This is a genomic window from Moorella humiferrea (assembly GCF_039233145.1).
Classification (GTDB): Bacteria; Bacillota; DSM-521; order Neomoorellales; family Neomoorellaceae; genus Neomoorella; species Neomoorella humiferrea.
The window spans coordinates 1,322,959-1,338,821 of the sequence record NZ_CP136419.1 but is presented as its reverse complement, the minus strand read 5'-3'; the positions used below and the strand labels follow the sequence as shown (position 1 = coordinate 1,338,821).

Here is a 15,863-nt window from a genome sequence, read left to right as displayed (position 1 = left end):
CCTAAGGTTTTAGTGGGGTTATAATGTAATTATCCGAAGGGTATGGTGAAAAGGGGGTGGAGCTTTGGAAGATAAATCAATGACCCTCACCGAGCATCTGGAAGCCTTACGGCGGGTCCTTATAGTATCCATTATAGCTTTGGTAATTGCGACTGTTGCCGTTTATTTCGGTTTCCGCGCCCAGCTGCTGGAGTTGATTTTACGCCCCCTTAAATCATTGGGTATAAACCCCGTTTTTATCACACCGTGGGAGGCATTTTTTACAACCATTAAGATTTCTTTTGTAGCGGCCATCTTCCTGGCTCTACCGGTGATTCTCTGGGAGGTATGGAGCTTTATATTGCCGGCCCTCCACAGCCATGAAAGGCGCCTGGTTTATATGGTAATGCCGGCATCAATACTCCTCTTTTTCGGCGGGATTATATTCGGCTACCTCGTAGTTTTTCCGGCGGCCATTCGCTTTCTTTTGGTAAGTGCCAGCGAAGGTTTTACTCCGCTTATATCCATATCCCGTTATTTTAGTTTCCTGACGATGTTTGTTTTGCCCTTTGGACTGATTTTTCAACTTCCCCTTGTTATTATGCTGCTCACTCATCTTGGCCTTGTAACACCACGTTTCCTCGCCAAAAACCGTAAATATGCCGTTTTGCTTATTTTCATACTGGCGGCTGTTCTTACGCCTACGCCGGATATGATTTCTCAAACCCTGATGGCTTTACCGGTAATTGCCCTTTATGAAGTGAGCATTTGGATCTCTTATCTGGTAAGACGTAAAAGGGAAGAAAGGGCTGAGGAAGAAAGTATTTAAATTTAAACAAACCGGATGTACAATAATTTAAGCAGGAGGTGAGAAAGATGTTCGGTCTGGGAGCCCCTGAATTGATATTAATCTTAGTCCTGGCGTTGATTATTTTCGGTCCCGGCAAGCTGCCCGAGGTGGGCCGCGCCCTGGGAAAGGGCATTAGGGAATTTAAAAATGCCACCAGCTCGGTAACAGAGGAAATCAAAGAAGCGGCCAAGATAGACGAAGGCGACGGCTCGGCTAAAGAGAAGGCCGCTAAACACACCTCTTAAAGTTGTAAGCTACGGGAGATAAACTCCCGTTTTTTACTGAAAATCCCTTGCCTCGGCGGTCGGGAAATTTTTTCGGGAAGGTGAGGGAACTGTGGATACAACGCCAAGGGGTAACCGCCTGCATATCGCCATTTTTGGTCGCCGCAATGCCGGCAAATCCAGTTTGATCAACGCCCTGACCAATCAGGAACTGGCCGTAGTCTCCAGTGTTCCCGGTACGACAACCGATCCGGTCCTTAAATCCATGGAGATTTTACCCCTCGGACCGGTCGTTCTCATCGACACGGCGGGAATTGACGATGTGGGCGAACTGGGTGCACTGAGGGTCAAAAAGACCATGGAAGTCCTGCGGCGTACCGATCTGGCCATCCTGGTCCTGGACCCCGGCGCCTGCGTAGGGACCTATGAAGTGGAGCTTCTAAAGCGTTTAAAGGAGCAAAATTTACCGGTAGTTGTTGTTTTAAATAAAATAGACCAGGGCGGCCGGGAATTGTTGCCCGACCTGGAAAAAATCGTAGGTCAACGGGTCCTTCCGGTCAGCGCCCTCACCCGGCAGGGTATCGAAGAACTTAAGGGAGAACTGATTAAAGCCGCTCCTGCCGATTTTGAGGAACCCTATATCGTCGCCGACCTGGTGGGGCCGGGAGAGATGGCCGTTCTGGTGGTGCCTATTGACAAGGCGGCACCGAAGGGTCGCCTGATACTGCCCCAGGTACAGACCTTGAGGGATTTGCTGGATCATGACGCCATGGGCTTGGTGGTGAAAGAGCGGGAACTGAAGCTAGCCCTGACGAAGATCCCGCCCCCGAAAATCGTGATTACGGATTCCCAGGCATTCCTGAAGGTGGCGGCCGATACTCCCCCCGACATCTGGATGACTTCCTTTTCCATTTTATTTGCCCGGTATAAGGGCGATCTGGTGGAACTGGTACGGGGAGCCAAGGCTGTTAAAAACTTACGGCCTGGAGACAGGGTTCTCATCGCCGAGGCCTGCACCCATCACCGTCAGGCCGATGATATCGGTAAAGTGCAGATACCCCGCTGGCTGCGGCAGTATGTGGGCGGCGAGTTACAGTTTTCCTGGTATTCCGGAACTGGTTATCCGGAAGATGTGGCCAGTTATAAAGTGATCATTCACTGCGGCGGTTGCATGATCAACCGCCGGGAAATGCTCTACCGCATCCAGCTCGCTAAAGAAGCCGGCGTGCCGATAGTTAATTACGGTGTGCTCCTGGCCTTTATCCACGGGGTCCTGGAACGGGCCCTGGAACCCTTCCCCCTGGCCCTGATGGAGTGGCGGGAAGAAGAGTGAGAAATAATTGGCAGGAGGTTGGCGATTGCGCGCAAAGCAAGAACAGAATCCCGTTCAGGTACGCTACTGGCGGGTAAACGGCAGGCAGGGCTACGACCTGCGGATCGTCTCTCCGAAGGCCAGCGTGGCTGATTATATCGCCGCTGTAGAAGGGCTGGATCGTTCCCTCCTTTACCGCCCCTATACTGACGGCGACTGCCTTGGTTGCGATCATTGCTGTGGCGGGCGCTTGCCCCTGACGAGTATCGACTTATTAATTCTCCAAGAGGGCCTTTATGAGCTGACGGATAAAAAATTGTCCCTCCCGCAACTGCTGACAAAATACTGCCGGGTAAGGGTGCAAGGACGGGCCGTAGACATAACTCTGCGCACCGATGGAGAAGGTTACTGTATTTTTTTAGAACCCAACCTTCGGCGGTGCCGCATTTATAAATACCGTCCCCTCATCTGCCGCACTTATTTTTGTTGCCCCCTTACGCGGCGGGCAGGAGATTTAAGGGAAACAATCGTTAACCGTGGTGAAGATGAACTGGTACGCTATTGGCTTTCATTACAAAATGTAATACCGGCGGGGGTGCGCCGCTATGACTGGGGACCGACCCCTTTTACCGGGTGCGGGGATTTTGCCGAAGTTTCTTTACAGTCCCTTTGTCCGCCGGAACTATGGCGACAGCTCAAATATTGCGAGAAAAAGCACGGGGGATGATTAATGCGTATCGCTCTTATTGCCCACGACCGCATGAAAGACGATCTGGTCAATTTCGTTGACCGCCATAAACATATCTTTGCCGGGCACCGCCTGATAGCCACCGGGACTACCGGTACCAGGATAATGGAACGCACCGGCCTTAAGGTCCACCGTCTCATGTCCGGTCCCCTGGGGGGAGACCAGCAAATGGGCTCCCTGGTGGCCAAAAAACGTCTGGATCTGGTGATCTTTCTGCGGGACCCTCTGACTCCCCAGCCCCATGAGCCGGATATAAACGCATTGCTCCGCATCTGTGACGTGCACAACGTTCCGGCGGCCACGAACCTGGCCACGGCGGCCATATTTCTCGAGTATTTAAAAAGCAGAACAGAACATTTATGCACCGTTAAAGACTCACCTGTAGAAAAAGGATAAGATGGGGATTGGGCTCCTGTTAAAAGCGAGTAAAATTTATTTTTCTAGTAGAAGGGAGCTTCACTATGGCTAAAGTAAGGGTGGAATCTGGTATTTGTGGTTTTACCACCGAAGTTCTGGCGGAAGCACCGGATATGTTCTCCTGCAACCTTTCCGTTAAAACCACATGTCCCAACATCCAGAAAATTGCCGCCGAACTGGGCACCCTCAATCCCATGGACGAGATAAGTTTCAAAGGCAATAGCCGCCTGCGGGAATTATTCCTGCAACACTGCCCCCATGCCGCCTGCCCGGTACTCCCGGGTATGGTAAAGGCTGTAGAAGTAGCCGCTGGCTTGGCCCTGCCCCGGGATGCCCACATTTACGTACATAAATAATCTCCAGGCGGAACGGCCGGCGTTTTCCCTCGCCGGTCGCTTTTCAGTTGCCCGGATTTGCCGGACGTGGGCATTTTGCTACAATAGAGACTGATAGAGTTCAGACAGAGTTCAGGTTCAGAGGAAGGGAACGCCATGTCTACCCGCCGGGAACATGATTTCCTGGGAACCCGAGAAATACCGGCCGAGGCGTATTACGGCATCCATACCTTGAGGGCGGCGGAGAATTTTCGCGTCAGCCGACATCAAGTCCACCCGGAAATAATTAAGGCTCTGGCCGTCGTCAAGGAAGCCGCCGCCCGGGCCAACCTCGATCTGGGTTACCTACCCCGGGACAAGGGAGAGGCCATTATCGCCGCCTGCCGGGAAGTAGCCCGGGGAGAACTGGCCGATCAGTTTTTCCTCGACGCTTTCCAGGGCGGAGCCGGTACTTCGACCAATATGAACGTTAATGAGGTAATCGCCAACCGTGCCCTGGAAATCATGGGCCTCCCCAAGGGCGATTATGCTACCATCCACCCCAACGATCATGTCAACCTGCACCAGTCCACCAACGATGTCTATCCTACCGCCATGCGGATTGCGGCCATCCGCCTTTTACTGCCCCTGGCCGAGGAAATGGCCCGGCTCCAGGAGGCCCTCCAGGAAAAGGAGGCCACCTTTGCCGGGATACTGAAAATCGGCCGGACTGAATTCCAGGATGCCGTTCCGGTCACCCTGGGGCAGGAGTTCGGCGCCTACGCCCAAGCCGTGGCCCGGGATCGCTGGCGGCTGTATAAGGTGGAGGAGCGCCTGCGTCAGGTTAACCTGGGCGGTACGGCCACTGGTACCGGTCTCAACGCTCCGCTAAAATATATTTACCTGGTCAATGACTATCTGAGACGCCTGACGGGACTGGGCCTGGCCCGGGCGGAAAACATGATCGACGGCACCCAGAACATGGACGTCTTTGTGGAAGTTTCCGGACTGATAAAGGCCGCTGCCGTGACCATGCATAAAATTGCCGGCGACCTGCGTTTCCTTTCCGCCGGTCCAAAGGGCGGGCCGGCGGAAATCAACCTCCCGCCCCGCCAGGCCGGTTCTTCCATAATGCCCGGCAAGGTCAACCCGGTGATCCCGGAAATGGTCAACCAGGTGGCCATGCAGGTCATGGCCAACGACATGCTGATCGCCATGGCTGCCGGCCAGGGTCACCTGGAGCTGAACCCTTTTGCGCCCCTTATCGCCCACGCTCTGCTGGAATCCCTGGAAATGCTGGCGGCGGCGGCCCGTATCTTTCGTGAGGAATGTATCGACGGTATCACGGCCAATGCCGGGCGCTGTCGGGAGATGCTGGAACAAAGCCCCGTCCTGGTGACGGCCCTCTTACCCTATCTCGGTTACGATAGAGCCTCTGAGGTGGTAAGGGAAGCGGAAGCCCACGGCCGTCCGGTTAAAGAAATCTTGCTGGCAAAAGGTTTTTTTACGCCGGAAGAACTGGACGGCATCTTAACCCCGGCGGCCATGACGAAACCCGGTATTATAAAGCCGGTAAATAGACGGCAAGAGGAGCCGGAGGCGCGTAAATAGCAATTTACGCTGCTGGTCGGGTTTCACCCCCGGAACTTAAAATTACATTAAAAGCATATCTTAAAGCGGGGGTGGTTTTATTGCCTAAGATAGGTATTGATCCCGGCCACGGCGGCAGCGACCCCGGGGCCGTCGCCGCCAACGGTCTTCAGGAAAAGGTTGTTACCCTGGCCGTGGGCCTGCTGTTGCAGCAGTTGCTCCAGAAGGCAGGTGTGGCGGTGGTGATGTCCCGGACAGGGGACCAGGACGTTTCCCTTGCCGACCGGGCAGCCCTGTTCAACCGGGAACAGGTAGATCTCATCATCAGTCTGCACGTCAACAGTACAGGCACTCCGGAGCCGAACTATGTCAGCACCTTTATTTTGGCTCCCGGAGGCGAGGCGGAAAAGATAGCCCGCTTAATCCAGGCTGAAGTAGTGGCGGCCACCGGCTGGCCCGACGGGGGCGTCCGCCAAGCGAATTTCTATATCCTGCGGGAAACCGATGCTCCTGCAGTCCTGGTGGAGATGGGTTTTATCAGCAACCCCAGCGTGGCGACCCAACTCGCTACGCCTGCAATGCAGCAAACCCTGGCCGTTGCCATTTTCCGCGGCCTGGCCGCCTATTTGGGTCTTAAACCGGGAGAGCCCCGCGATATCCAGGGTCACTGGGCCGAGGAGGCCATTCGTCAAATCATGGCGGCCGGAATTATGAACGGTTACCCTGACGGAACCTTCCGGCCAGACCAGGCTGCCACCCGTGCCGAAGTGGCTGCGGCCGTGGCCAAACTGCTGGTCAAACTGAAACCCACCGGGTAAGCCCTGCAGCCCGGCATCGCCCTGGGAGACCTGTTAATATCTTGCGGTTCCATGAAGAATGAAGGCACTTCACGCTTTTATGTACCCGATGTTTTCCCGGCCGTTCCGGATATTGAATTTACCAGCACGCTCATTGCCACGGCGCGCCGGCTGCAGTCCGAGCTGGATTTTGGCCTCCACGTAGGCATCTGCGCCTCCGACGATAGTTTTTATGGCGAAACCCCGGAATGGATTGAAAAATTGTCCCGCCTGGGCGTAATTAATGTTGAGATGGAAAGCTCGGCCATCTTTACGGTGGCTTACTTGCGCCGTTGTAAAGCTGCCAGCATCTGTGCTGTTTCCGGGAACCTGGTGACGGGCGAAGTTATCTATGAAACGGAGAACAAGCGGCTGGTTGAAGGTTGGGAAAAGGAAATCAAGGTGGTCTTGGAGGCCATCTACGCTTATGAAAGGCAACGCCAAACGCAGCCTTAGATGAAGAAGAAGGTGTTAATGATGCAGGCGGCAGATTTTCGGGAGCTGTATGCGCTGGCCCTGAAAGAACTAAAGCAAAACTTGCCGGAATTTAATTGGGAACCCTCGCTGGCCGAGTCGCCTTCCACCGTAAATATCAACCTTCAAGAGCAGGATGTATGTCAGTTAATAGATCATACAGCTTTAAAACCTGAGACCACGGGGGCGATCATTGAACAACTCTGTCAGGAGGCCATAGAGCACAATTTCTATAGCGTTTGTGTACCGCCCTGCCGGGTGGAATTGGCCGCAAAATATCTACGCGGCCAGGGGGTGAAGGTCTGTACCGTCATCGGCTTTCCTCATGGTAACGCTTCGAAATTGGTAAAGGTCACAGAAGCCGTTGAAGCTGCAGCCAGGGGCGCCGAGGAGGTCGATATGGTACTGAACCTGGGTGCCCTTAAAGAACGTAACCTGCGGGCGGTCGGGGAAGAGATCCGGGCCGTGAAGGAAGGTATAGGACGGGAAAGGATACTTAAAGTTATCCTTGAGACAGCCCTCCTGGATGATGTAGAGAAAATCCTGGCAGCTTTAATCGCTGTAAAATACGGTGCTGATTTTGTCAAAACTTCCACTGGTTTTGCCGGTGGGGGAGCGACGGTAGAGGATGTGCGGTTGTTACGCTGGACAGTTGGAAAGGACGTGGGAGTAAAGGCTTCCGGAGGGATTCGCGATCTAGAGACGGCCATGGCCATGATCCGTGCCGGGGCCAGCCGTATCGGAACCAGTTCCGGCGTTCGTATTGCCGGGGAACTGGCGGCACGCCGAGGCGAAGGAATGGGGGAATTTGGGGTTGGCTCTGCTGATTAAAAACGCCGAATGGATAATCACCCTTGATGGGGAGGGCCGTCGCTACCGGCAGGCCGATCTTTTAATAGAAGGCCCGGCGATCAAGGCCATCGGCCGCAACTTGCCCGTCGACGAAGGTACGGAAACTATCGATGCCCGGGGCAAAGTCGTCCTCCCCGGCCTGATTAACACCCATCATCACTTATACCAGACCCTGACCCGCAATATCCCGGCAACCCAGGATATACCCCTGTTCCCCTGGTTGGTGACCCTTTACGAACTCTGGCGCGAGCTGACGCCCGAAGCGGTTCGCCTGGGAGCCCTGGTGGGCTTGGGGGAATTGCTGAAAACAGGCTGTACCTGCTCCAGCGACCATCACTACGTCTTTCCCCGCGGGCAGGGGAATGAACTTATTGATATTGAGATCCAGGCGGCCCGGGAACTGGGGATCCGCTTCCATGCCACCCGGGGCAGCATGTCCCTGGGCAAAAGTCAGGGTGGCCTACCACCGGATGAAGTGGTGCAAACAGAAGACGAGATATTAGCTGATAGCGAGCGCCTGATCCGGCAGTACCATGAGGCTGGTCACTTCGCCATGTGCCGTATTGCCCTGGCTCCCTGTTCACCTTTTTCTGTAACTCCCGAACTGATGCGAGATAGTGCCGCCCTGGCGCGCCGGTACGGTGTCATGCTCCATACCCACCTGGCCGAAACCCTGGATGAAGAACGCTTCTGTAAAGAAAAATTTGGCCGACGACCGGTGGAGTACATGGCCGATCTGGGCTGGCTGGGGCCCGACGTATGGTTTGCCCATGCCATACATTTAAACGACGCCGAGGTGGCCCTGCTGGGCGAGACGAAAAGCGGGGTGGCCCATTGCCCGGCTTCCAATATGAAACTGGCTTCCGGCGTCTGCCGGGTGAAGGACCTGCTGGCTGCCGGGGCCCGGGTGGGGCTGGCCGTGGATGGCAGTGCCAGTAATGACTCCTCTAATATGTGGAACGAAATGCGTATTGCCTATCTCTTACAAAAACTGGCTTACGGTAATAACGGCCTGACAGCAGAAGAAGTTTTGCGTCTGGCAACTGTCGGCAGCGCTGAAGTTTTGGGCCGCGATGACATCGGCTTCCTGGCGCCGGGAATGGCGGCGGACCTGATTATAATTAACTTTGAGGACCTGGGGTTTGCCGGGGGGCAGCATGATCCGGTAGCGGCTATTATTACCTGCGGTGATAGCCAGTTGGTGGATACGACCATTGTTAACGGTGAGGTCGTCGTTCGGGAAGGGCGGCTGGTGAAGGTTGATGAAACTGAAATCGTTCGCCAGGCCAACCGGATATCAGGTGAAATGCTGGCCCGGGCCGGAAGGCGTACAGGAATTGATTATTATACTTATTCCAAAAGGTAAGCACCATTAATAATTAGAGCGCCCTTTACCGGGCGCTTTTTCAGTCACCAGGAGCCGGCCGGTTTCATACCTTATACTAGCAAACCATGCCTTCAAGGAAAGGAGACCGGCCTTATGAGCGACGAAAGCAGGATAGCTGAGGCAACTGTAAGCGAGGCGACAGCCCAGCACATGGTGCCCCCATGTCCCCACGGCTTCCATTACACCGTCAAAAGCGGTGACACCATGTATTTGATTGCCCGCCATTTCGGTATATCCCTTGATGAACTTATAGCCGCCAACCCCCAGGTAAGGGATCCCAATCTCATTTATCCCGGCCAGGTATTGTGCATCCCTAAAAGAATGCCCGTACCCTGTCCCGGCGGTTTCCATTATACCGTCCAACCGGGCGATTCCATGTATTCCATCGCCCAGAAATTCAATGTCAGCCTGGATGCTTTGATAGCCGCCAACCCCCAGGTAAAGGACCCCAATCTCATTTACCCCGGCGAGGTGCTCTGCATACCGGGTAGACCTGGGGATCACTGCCCCCACGGCTTCATCTATATCGTCAAACCCGGCGATACTTTAAGCGGCATTGCCCGCATGTTCGGTACTACAGTGGATCAGATCCTGGCGGCCAACCCGCAAATTACAGATCCTAATTTGATCTTTCCCGGCCAGCGTATTTGCATTCCCATCATGCCTCACGTAATGCCCCGGCGCCACTGCTTTATGATGCATCCCACCCACCATTGTCCTGGTGCCATGGGCATGGGTATCATTGATATAGAAAAGCGGGAGTTGCTGGTTGTTGCCCGGGGGATTCCTGATCCCAGGCATTTCGGTATGGAGCATGTAGTTTTAATGGTTCGCTACCGGGAGATGGAGGAATTCAGGGTAGTTGAGATGATGCCTATGGCCCATGATATGATGATGTGGCATCATATGATGGATTCCGATATGGATAAAGACCCTGTTTTGTTAATTGGCGCTGCCCGCAGGTTCCCCTTCGTCTTTGGTCCTTTATTCCTGGGTGTGGTTGTGCCATTTATTATCTAAAATCATTGCTTAAAAGGAGTATTCCTGCTGTCGGGATTTACAAGGACCGCCCTGCACAAAGAAAAAAGAGGCTCAAAATTGATTACCAGGGGCCAGTCCGGCTCCAGACCGCTGATCTTGGTGAAAACCACCTGCCTGGTGGAGGGGCCATCTGGCCCCTCTACAGCTTTAATCCGGGCCGGAAAAAAGAAATAGGCGCTCTGGGGTGGTGGCCAGGTACTGCCGCCGTCCTGGGATAAGCAAAAGGCCAGGCGGCTGCTGGATGTCCAGAGGAAAAGCAAGGTTTTTTCCTTAGCCAGGAGTACCGGCCGGTCATCGGGAAGATCAACAGTTGTTCCCGGGCAGAGCCTCCGCAAGGTGTTTTTTTCCGGATCGACTACGTATAAAAAAAGCGAGTAGTCCTTTTCCCGGCTGTGCCAGGATAACAGGTAAAGATATCCCTCAAACCAGTAAGCATAAATTTTGTTACCAGGTTCTGCGCCAATGATGGGACGGGGTACCTGCCAGCCTGTGGCAGGATCAAAAATTGTTAAAAATACAAGCTGCCTTTCCCTGGAGGCGTCCTGCCCGGCAAAAAAAAGCCGCCCAAGGAGCAGGGGTTTGAATAGTAAGGGAGGAGCCGTAAGGTTAAAAGGTAAAAACTGCCTTTGCCAGCGGTTGCCATCAAGGTAGAGATGGACAATTTCCGACCTGCTGGCTTCCTCTAATAAGAGGTGCGGCTGCCGGCGGGAATCGAGGACAAAGCCCAGGACGGAACCATTTACCGGCAACTCACTACTTTCCCAGCGGTGACCCTGCCAGCGGGCATAAATTAACCGTTTATTAAGCAGTGTTGCCACTAAATGTAAACGACCGGCAGGATCGATAACGGCAGTACAGTCCTCCAGGCCGGCCATGGGCTCACCGGTAGCTATATAACCGTATTGTAATATGTTATGGTGCAAGACTAACTGCCAGCTATCACCCGGTGTAGCTAAATACTTTATCACGGCCATCACCTCCCTGGACCGCGGCTACCTAACTAATGCATATGCTTTCCTGGCAGAAAAATATAATTTTGATTGCCGGCAGCAAAATATGTTTTCCCGGTAACATCCACTCGTTGAGGTCAATATTATATACCAGGCATTAACCCGAAATATTTGCTGGCAAGGAGGTAAGTTCAAACATGGCTGATGAAGCGAGCGTCAAGCAGGCCGTCGTTGCTCCCGGTCTGTGCCCGCCGGAAGGATGTCCGCCCCCGACTCGTATCGAGTGTATTGTCGTTGACAAGGTTTATGACAGCTGTTTCCAGGTGGAAAGCCGTACCCGGGATACAACCGTAACGACGGGTCTTACTGGTGAGTTTGTTACCGGGACTTTTACCGTAGGGCAGGCTATCCCCTGTGCCCTGAATGGGACCATTTCCTGCAACGTGATTAACCGGGTACCAACTACCGGCAATTTTGCTACTTTGACCATAGTCGTCTCTGTTCCAATAACCCTGACCAACCCCAATGCTCCAGCTGAAACTGCCAATCGTGTCTTTACCTTCACCAAAGTCGTCACCCTTTGCGCTCCTGAAGGAGTAACCGTAGATTGCTCCGAAAGCACCTTGCTTTTCTGCAACTGCGTCGTCTCGGCCGTAGGTGTCGGTAACATCACCGTTACCTGTGATTTCCAGGTATGCGTTGTTATTAAGACCATCCTTTCCGTCCAGCTCCTGGTGCCCAGCTACGGCTTCTGCGTACCGGCTCCCTGCACTGTTGCTCCCGGCGTCTGTCCGCCGACACCACCGGCCCAGTGCTTCTAGAAGGCAGGAAGTACGAAGCACCGTCAAATTGACGGTGCTTCGCCGTTTAACGGTTGCCCCGGCCGTTCCGCCGCCAGGATGGCGGCGCTTAATTTTTTAAGCGCTTCCAAAGTATCGTTGTTTCCCGAACTGTGGACTGCCATACCAGATGTCGGTTTTGTCGTTCTATGATGAAGCCCATCGCCGTTAGGAAGTCCGGCCGGGGCCGTACCTGCAGAGGGAGAAGGCAGTAAAAGGCTTTGGAGGGGCAATGGCGCCATACGTTCCAGGACTTCCTGGGGAAAAACGGCTGGAAGCGGGCCGGCTTCCAGGGGGCGCTTAAAGATAAACACCGGGCCGTCGCCTGGGGGAGCGAAGGGGTTGCCCCGGTGTCGGTTTTTAACCCGGCAGGCGCCAGTGGAACGCTCCAGGGGTAACTGTTGGCGAAGGGTATTGCTGCCGGAAACCAGAGTACCGTCCGGCGGTTTTCCCCGGTCGGCGGCTGCTGTTGTTATATCCTTTACTTCGCCGGCCTGCCGCCTTGCACCTTCCGGGGTAACCACTTCCGGAGTTTCTTTCTGTTGCACTGTTACCCTTTTTTCTGGTGTACTTCCCCCGGCCTCCGCTCCCGAGGGTGTGATTGCCGCTTCCTCTGCAGGAACTGGGGGCGTACCTTCCTCGGTGCCCGCCATCCCGGACAAAACCGCGGCCTCCCCTTTCTCCTCCTCGACGGCCGCCTTACTTTCCGGACTTACTGTCGCGATCCGGCCCTGCGGTTCCATAGTTACCGCCTGAGTACCCGCAGGTAGAACTTTGCTTTCCCCGAAGCTGCTTTCCTTTGGCAAAGCCGGCGGCAAAAATTCGCGCAAACGTTGCAGGAGGGTTTGGAGCTTAAAAATTGTTTCTTCAGTAAGGGGCTTCTGGAAATACTGGGTTAAACCGCTAACCAACCATGTAGTTATGTCGGCAGTTACCCCATGGTCGAGGTTGATCTGGATAAATTCGATTAAAATTGCCGGTACTACGGTGGTATTTAAGAAGCGTCGGTAACGGAAATTTTTAAAAATTTCCCAGGAGCCGGGGATGCTATATTTCAGCGCTTTGCCTGAACGAAGCATGGCCTGAACCAGGGCGGCTATCAACCTCAGGCTTTCCTGACGTCTTTTGGAAGGATAAAAAAAGCGAAGAGCCGGTTCCGGACTGCCTGTTTCCCTGCGGGTGAAGGAAAAAAGGACCTGAGTCTGCCAGAGGGGCAAAAGCCGTTCATCGCCGGCTGCAGCGGGCACAATTAAAACATTTGCACCCCGTCGGCGCAATTCCCGGCTTATGTTCGCAAGAAGCATGTCAAGTTCTTGTACCTGAGACTCCAGGGAGCGTAAGACTATAGTCTGATCGGCCAGGGGGGGCGCGAGGATGAAGTTTCCTTCGCCGTCTTCCAAAAAGTTTATTCCCATACTGCGACAGAGAAGGGGGAGCAAGGGTTTAGCCTGGGCGTCGATTTCCCAGGGCGGTAGACTGCCGTCTCCCCAGAATACCTTGGTCATCTTTCACCCCTCATTTCATCCAAAATTACTTATTACAGCATATGTTGATGCAAGACGGAAGGGACCTAAAAAACAGGCGGCAAAAAGGGGGTCGTTGCATAGAATATATAAAGTAGGGAAAGTAGGGAGCTGGAGGTGGGCAAACATGGAACACAGGGTAAGGCTGTGGATTGATGCCCGCCAGGAACAATTACAACCCGGCCGGTATCAGGAAGTTAATTACGTTATATCCGGCATTAAAACACAGTCCATCCGGGAAACAATTTATCAGACCCTGGCAGTATTGGTAAAAGAAATCCAGATAGCCGAGGAAGAAGATTTCGAGAAGGTTAAAATAATTTACGATCCCGAAAGGATTACTCCTTCCTTTATCGATTATTTACTTTCGCAAAAGGGGGTCGAATTCCGGCGCCTTAATCCTTGAGGATAGGCAAGTGGGCAGGGTGCTCACCTGGCAACAGAAAGAAAAAATTGTAAGGAGGATGCAAAAGATGAGCTGGTACAGCCAACGGGCTGTTGAAATCCTGGGCGGGCAATTCCGGCAAATTTCACATTATGGTTATCCTACTGAACCCAGGCAGGTAACCGTCACCCTGATCGTCAGCGACATGCGTACAGGGGAAGATGCCAAGAAAATCAGCAGTGCCCTGAGCAGCCTCCCCGGGGTAGCCGGTGTCAATGTAATCTTAGAACGACGCTGGGTGGTGATCACCTATTATTTGCCCCAGATAAGCCTGGAAATCATTGGCGAGCAGATCACAAAACTAGGTTACCATTACATTCATAAATCATGAAGGAGTTGTTCTTAGGGCCGGTCAGGCCCTTTTGACATTTAGTCTCTTTAAAGGAGGAATAATAGGGATGCGGGTTTACATATCCGCCGATATGGAAGGCGTTGCCGGGATAACTATCTGGGAACAGGTAGAAGCTATGGGTGGGGAGGAGTACCATCGATCCCGGAAACTAATGACGGCTGAAATTAATGCCGCCATACGCGGCGCCCTTGAAGCCGGGGCTACCGGCATAACCGTCAATGACGCCCACGGCAGGATGCACAACATCCTCCCGGAAGACCTGCACCCCGGGGCACAGCTTATCAGCGGCGCACCGAAAAAGCTGGGCATGATGGAGGGGATAGAAAAGGGTTTTGCGGCCGCCTGCTTCATTGGTTATCATGCCCGTTCCGGCAGCGGCGGCGTTCTGGCGCACACCATCAGCGATATAGTTCACAGTCTGGAGGTTAACGGCAGGGAGATGGGTGAATTAGGCCTCAATGCCCTGCTGGCCGGTTATTTTGGCGTTCCGGTAGTTCTCGTGAGCGGCGATCAGTTTCTTGCCGATGAAGCCAAAAACCTGCTGGCCGGGGTAGAAATCATTATCGTTAAGGAAGCCCTCAATTATCATGCCGCCCGTTCCCTCCCTCCACGATTGGCCAGGGAAAAAATCCGCCAGGGACTGATCAAGGCCCTCAACAAAAGGAGCTTTCATCCCCTTGCGGCACCGGCCCCGGCAACAGTAACGATCAAATTTAATGACCCGGCCCGAGCGGCGGCGGCGGCAATATTACCCCGCAGCCAGCGTCGCGATGCCGTTACCGTAATTTACACCGGCGCCGATTTCCTGGAAGCCTACCAGGCGATAAGATGCCTCGTCGCCCTGGCAAAGAACTCCTGATGTGATGGCGAATGGCCGCTATATTGACGGCGAATTTTAAAAGTAGTATTATTGAAACAATAGAAGTTTATATGGAGGGATATACTTTGACAACGCAAGGGATGTACTATACGGTGGCCACTGATAAAGGGTTTGACGCTGCTGTCGCTTCCGTGGAAGAAGCTACTACTGCGCAAGGTATGAAGGTACTTCATATCCACGACGTCCAAGCAACCTTGCAAAGCAAGGGCTATGTTGTAGAACCCTTAAAAATCATTGAAATCTGCAATGCCCATTACGCTTATGAAGTTCTGGCTAAAGACGTAATGATCAGCTTGATGATGCCCTGTAAGATTAATGTTTTCACCAGGGAAGGCCAGACTTACATCAGTGCCCTACGGCCCACCATTCTCGCCAAGTTTTTTCCTGGAGCTGGCGTGGACGAAATAGCCCTGCAGGTAGACGCTAAAATCAGGGCCATTGTAGATGCAGCATCCCGGTAAACAAAAGCTTTTACTCCTCAAACTCAACGCCTGCTACAGAGCGGGCTTCTTTTTTTCGCCGGGCAGAGGCTTGCGCATCCAGGACCACAGCGAGTTTGATAACATCGCCTTCTTTGGCTGCCCGGGGCAGGAGGGAACGGAGTAAGGTAAAGGTGTGGTGGCCGTATTTAATCACGGCCAATTCATTTTCAAAATGATCAATGATTAGCAATTCCCGGCGCGGCATATTTTAAGTCATCTCCCATCAGCACAATTGCCCTGTCTTTAAGCATAGCACCCCAAGCCCTCCTCGTCAAAAAGATGATTATAAGGGGTTGGTCTTCCAGATATAGCCTGGTAGCAGGAAAAGGATAGGGAAGCGGCGAATGAATAGGTTAGAAATGACGTGG

At 53.5% G+C, this 15,863-nt stretch carries 20 protein-coding genes; 17 read left to right on the top strand and 3 right to left on the bottom strand.

Translation table 11 applies throughout. From position 1 onward, the window contains the following. Positions 1-64 precede the first annotated feature (64 nt). From tatC to safA, 12 genes are all read left to right on the top strand, one after another. Positions 65-808, top strand: coding sequence for a twin-arginine translocase subunit TatC (gene tatC / locus MHFGQ_RS06975; RefSeq protein ID WP_106005658.1), 744 nt, complete (start codon positions 65-67; stop codon positions 806-808). A gap of 47 nt (positions 809-855) precedes the next feature. Then, entirely contained in the window at positions 856-1,074 is a 219-nt protein-coding gene (locus MHFGQ_RS06970) for a Sec-independent protein translocase subunit TatA/TatB (RefSeq protein WP_106005659.1), read from the top strand. Between the two features lie 91 nt (positions 1,075-1,165). Then, positions 1,166-2,386 carry a [FeFe] hydrogenase H-cluster maturation GTPase HydF gene (gene hydF, locus MHFGQ_RS06965; protein ID WP_106005660.1) on the top strand — a complete coding sequence of 407 codons (1,221 nt, stop codon included), beginning with the start codon at positions 1,166-1,168 and terminating at the stop codon, positions 2,384-2,386. A gap of 25 nt (positions 2,387-2,411) precedes the next feature. Further along, positions 2,412-3,092 (top strand): YkgJ family cysteine cluster protein, encoded by a 681-nt coding sequence (locus MHFGQ_RS06960; RefSeq protein WP_106005661.1) that lies wholly within the window; start codon positions 2,412-2,414, stop codon positions 3,090-3,092. A 3-nt stretch (positions 3,093-3,095) separates the two neighbouring features. After that, entirely contained in the window at positions 3,096-3,509 is a 414-nt protein-coding gene (locus tag MHFGQ_RS06955) for a methylglyoxal synthase (protein ID WP_106005662.1), read from the top strand. A 65-nt stretch (positions 3,510-3,574) separates the two neighbouring features. Continuing rightward, on the top strand, positions 3,575-3,886 hold the full coding sequence (locus MHFGQ_RS06950; RefSeq protein ID WP_106005663.1) for a DUF6951 family protein: 312 nt from the start codon (positions 3,575-3,577) through the stop codon (positions 3,884-3,886). 135 nt (positions 3,887-4,021) lie between these two features. Further along, positions 4,022-5,455 (top strand): aspartate ammonia-lyase, encoded by a 1,434-nt coding sequence (locus MHFGQ_RS06945; RefSeq protein ID WP_106005664.1) that lies wholly within the window; start codon positions 4,022-4,024, stop codon positions 5,453-5,455. Between the two features lie 80 nt (positions 5,456-5,535). Then, positions 5,536-6,252: an N-acetylmuramoyl-L-alanine amidase gene (locus MHFGQ_RS06940; protein WP_106005665.1), complete on the top strand. Its 717-nt coding sequence runs from the start codon at positions 5,536-5,538 to the stop codon at positions 6,250-6,252. A gap of 51 nt (positions 6,253-6,303) precedes the next feature. After that, positions 6,304-6,726 (top strand): hypothetical protein, encoded by a 423-nt coding sequence (locus MHFGQ_RS06935; RefSeq protein ID WP_245907853.1) that lies wholly within the window; start codon positions 6,304-6,306, stop codon positions 6,724-6,726. Positions 6,727-6,744: 18 nt separating this feature from the next. Next, entirely contained in the window at positions 6,745-7,575 is an 831-nt protein-coding gene (gene deoC, locus MHFGQ_RS06930) for a deoxyribose-phosphate aldolase (RefSeq protein ID WP_245907854.1), read from the top strand. Continuing rightward, complete coding sequence (locus tag MHFGQ_RS06925) at positions 7,559-8,962, top strand: 8-oxoguanine deaminase (protein ID WP_211292909.1); 1,404 nt, start codon at positions 7,559-7,561, stop codon at positions 8,960-8,962. Before deoC ends, MHFGQ_RS06925 begins: the two co-directional genes overlap by 17 nt. A 114-nt stretch (positions 8,963-9,076) precedes the next feature. Continuing rightward, positions 9,077-10,003, top strand: a complete 927-nt coding sequence (gene safA / locus MHFGQ_RS06920) for a SafA/ExsA family spore coat assembly protein (protein WP_106005669.1) — start codon at positions 9,077-9,079, stop codon at positions 10,001-10,003. 2 nt (positions 10,004-10,005) lie between these two features. Here safA and MHFGQ_RS06915 read toward each other — a convergent pair whose 3' ends face one another. Beyond that, positions 10,006-10,992: a hypothetical protein gene (locus MHFGQ_RS06915; RefSeq protein WP_170066302.1), complete on the bottom strand. Its 987-nt coding sequence runs from the start codon at positions 10,990-10,992 to the stop codon at positions 10,006-10,008. A 179-nt stretch (positions 10,993-11,171) separates the two neighbouring features. Between MHFGQ_RS06915 and MHFGQ_RS06910 the strand changes: the two genes are divergently transcribed. Continuing rightward, complete coding sequence (locus MHFGQ_RS06910; protein ID WP_106005671.1) at positions 11,172-11,795, top strand: hypothetical protein; 624 nt, start codon at positions 11,172-11,174, stop codon at positions 11,793-11,795. Positions 11,796-11,818: 23 nt separating this feature from the next. On the opposite strand, the gene MHFGQ_RS06905 is transcribed toward MHFGQ_RS06910, so the two are convergent. Next, complete coding sequence (locus tag MHFGQ_RS06905) at positions 11,819-13,318, bottom strand: hypothetical protein (RefSeq protein WP_106005672.1); 1,500 nt, start codon at positions 13,316-13,318, stop codon at positions 11,819-11,821. A 145-nt stretch (positions 13,319-13,463) separates the two neighbouring features. On the opposite strand from MHFGQ_RS06905, the gene MHFGQ_RS06900 reads away from it, so the two are divergent. The 4 genes from MHFGQ_RS06900 (at position 13,464) to MHFGQ_RS06885 (ending at position 15,474) form a co-directional block, all read left to right on the top strand. Continuing rightward, positions 13,464-13,742, top strand: coding sequence for a hypothetical protein (locus MHFGQ_RS06900; protein WP_106005673.1), 279 nt, complete (start codon positions 13,464-13,466; stop codon positions 13,740-13,742). A gap of 67 nt (positions 13,743-13,809) precedes the next feature. After that, a complete protein-coding gene (locus tag MHFGQ_RS06895) occupies positions 13,810-14,112 on the top strand; it encodes a heavy-metal-associated domain-containing protein (RefSeq protein WP_106005674.1) in 303 nt (100 codons plus the stop codon). A gap of 67 nt (positions 14,113-14,179) precedes the next feature. After that, positions 14,180-14,992: a M55 family metallopeptidase gene (locus MHFGQ_RS06890; RefSeq protein WP_106005675.1), complete on the top strand. Its 813-nt coding sequence runs from the start codon at positions 14,180-14,182 to the stop codon at positions 14,990-14,992. A gap of 86 nt (positions 14,993-15,078) precedes the next feature. Further along, on the top strand, positions 15,079-15,474 hold the full coding sequence (locus tag MHFGQ_RS06885) for a DUF302 domain-containing protein (RefSeq protein ID WP_245907855.1): 396 nt from the start codon (positions 15,079-15,081) through the stop codon (positions 15,472-15,474). Positions 15,475-15,484: 10 nt separating this feature from the next. Here MHFGQ_RS06885 and MHFGQ_RS06880 read toward each other — a convergent pair whose 3' ends face one another. Continuing rightward, a complete protein-coding gene (locus MHFGQ_RS06880) occupies positions 15,485-15,700 on the bottom strand; it encodes a DUF3006 domain-containing protein (RefSeq protein ID WP_106005677.1) in 216 nt (71 codons plus the stop codon). Between the last annotated feature and the right edge of the window lie 163 nt (positions 15,701-15,863).

Coding starts and splice junctions, on each gene's coding strand:
- MHFGQ_RS06970 (WP_106005659.1), top strand. CDS start 856: ATGTTCGGTCTGGGAGCCCCTGAATTGATATTAATCTTAGTCCTGGCG.
- MHFGQ_RS06955 (WP_106005662.1), top strand. CDS start 3,096: ATGCGTATCGCTCTTATTGCCCACGACCGCATGAAAGACGATCTGGTC.
- MHFGQ_RS06950 (WP_106005663.1), top strand. CDS start 3,575: ATGGCTAAAGTAAGGGTGGAATCTGGTATTTGTGGTTTTACCACCGAA.
- MHFGQ_RS06945 (WP_106005664.1), top strand. CDS start 4,022: ATGTCTACCCGCCGGGAACATGATTTCCTGGGAACCCGAGAAATACCG.
- MHFGQ_RS06935 (WP_245907853.1), top strand. CDS start 6,304: ATGAAGAATGAAGGCACTTCACGCTTTTATGTACCCGATGTTTTCCCG.
- deoC (WP_245907854.1), top strand. CDS start 6,745: ATGATGCAGGCGGCAGATTTTCGGGAGCTGTATGCGCTGGCCCTGAAA.
- safA (WP_106005669.1), top strand. CDS start 9,077: ATGAGCGACGAAAGCAGGATAGCTGAGGCAACTGTAAGCGAGGCGACA.
- MHFGQ_RS06910 (WP_106005671.1), top strand. CDS start 11,172: ATGGCTGATGAAGCGAGCGTCAAGCAGGCCGTCGTTGCTCCCGGTCTG.
- MHFGQ_RS06905 (WP_106005672.1), bottom strand. CDS start 13,318: ATGACCAAGGTATTCTGGGGAGACGGCAGTCTACCGCCCTGGGAAATC.
- MHFGQ_RS06900 (WP_106005673.1), top strand. CDS start 13,464: ATGGAACACAGGGTAAGGCTGTGGATTGATGCCCGCCAGGAACAATTA.
- MHFGQ_RS06895 (WP_106005674.1), top strand. CDS start 13,810: ATGAGCTGGTACAGCCAACGGGCTGTTGAAATCCTGGGCGGGCAATTC.
- MHFGQ_RS06890 (WP_106005675.1), top strand. CDS start 14,180: ATGCGGGTTTACATATCCGCCGATATGGAAGGCGTTGCCGGGATAACT.
- MHFGQ_RS06880 (WP_106005677.1), bottom strand. CDS start 15,700: ATGCCGCGCCGGGAATTGCTAATCATTGATCATTTTGAAAATGAATTG.